This window comes from Streptosporangium sp. NPDC050855 (genome assembly GCF_044456585.1).
In the GTDB taxonomy this organism is placed as follows: domain Bacteria; phylum Actinomycetota; class Actinomycetes; order Streptosporangiales; family Streptosporangiaceae; genus Streptosporangium; species Streptosporangium longisporum.
Genome location: NZ_JBITFY010000065.1, coordinates 1 through 1422, shown reverse-complemented (window position 1 = coordinate 1422; position 1422 = coordinate 1). Strand labels below are relative to the sequence as shown.

Here is a 1422-nt window from a genome sequence, read left to right as displayed (position 1 = left end):
CTAGTGTCCTGCGCCGCAAATTCAAAGGGTAACTATTTCTATGATGGTTGGCTGGGCGGGTTGATCTTGGCGAGGTAGTCGGCGAGGGACTTGAGGATCTCGTCGGCGGTCTTGGTCCAGGTGAACGGTCTGGGGTCCTGGTTCCAGGTGTCGATCCAGGCCTTGATGTCATCTTCGAGGGCTTGGACGGAGGTGTGGACTCCGCGGCGGAGGAGTTTGTCGGTCAGTAGTGCGAACCAGCGCTCGACCTGGTTGATCCATGACGAGCCGGTCGGGGTGAAGTGGACGTGGAAGCGCGGGTGCCGGCTCAGCCAGGTTCTGATCTCGGCGGTGTTGTGGGTGGCGTAGTTGTCGCACACCAGGTGCACGTCGAGCTCGGCGGGGACGGCCTTGTCTATGGTGACCAGGAACTTCTTGAACTCAAGGGCTCGGTGGCGCCTGTGGAGTTCGCCGATGACGGTGCCGTCGGCGATGTTGAAGGCCGCAAACAGGCTGGTGATGCCGTGCCGCAGGTAGTCGTGGGTGCGGCGCTCGGGCATGCCCGGCATCATCGGCAGGACCGGCTGGGACCTGTCCAGAGCTTGGATCTGGGACTTCTCGTCGACACAGAGCACGACCGCCTTCTCGGGCGGGTTGTGGTAGAGCCCGACGACATCGACCACCTTGTCCACGAACTGCGGGTCGGTGGAGAGCTTGAAGCTGTCCTGTAAGTGCGGCTTGAGGTCGAACTTCTTCCAAATCCGCCCGATGGTCGACTTCGACAGCCCCGTGCGGGTGGCCATCGAGGCCCGAGACCAATGCGTGTCGTTGCCCGGTGTGGACTCCAACGTCGCCACCAGCACGTCCTCGACCTGGTCGAGCAGGATCGAAGGGGGCCGGCCCGGACGCGGCTCGTCTTGCAAGCCGTCCAGCCGCTTGTCGATAAACCGAGACCGCCAGCGCTCGACGGTCGACTCATCAATGCCCAGGTCCATCGCGGCCTGCCGGTTCGTCCCGCAGTCCGCGCAGCGCAGCACGATCCTGGCCCGCAGCGCGAGGTACTGCGCGGTCTTCGCCCGCCTGGCCCAGCGCGTCAACTGGTCCCGCTCGGCATCACTCAAGACCAGATCGGCCTTCGGGCGACCGATGCGGCCCGCATCCTGCAGGCCGGCCAGTCGCTCCGTCGCGAACTTGCGACGCCACTTGGACACCGTCTTCGCCTCGACGTCAACAAGTCGCGCGACAGCAGCATTCGACATACCGTCAGCGCACGCCAGAACGATCCGAGCCCGCTCGGCCGCTCTCCGGTCCCGCGACTCCGCCCGACGCACCAACTCGGCACGCTCGTCCTCAGACAGCGAGATCACCACGGCAGAAGGTCCAGGATGCGACACCCGAAAATGGTAGCAACTTACCCTCTGAATTTGCGGCGCATCACACTAG

The 1422-nt window shown here is 64.2% G+C and carries 1 protein-coding gene; it reads right to left on the bottom strand.

The window, feature by feature from the left end; translation table 11 throughout:
• Positions 1 to 38: 38 nt before the first annotated feature.
• Positions 39 to 1349, bottom strand: a complete 1311-nt coding sequence (locus tag ACIBCT_RS40510) for an IS630 family transposase (protein ID WP_399197369.1) — start codon at positions 1347 to 1349, stop codon at positions 39 to 41.
• Between the last annotated feature and the right edge of the window lie 73 nt (positions 1350 to 1422).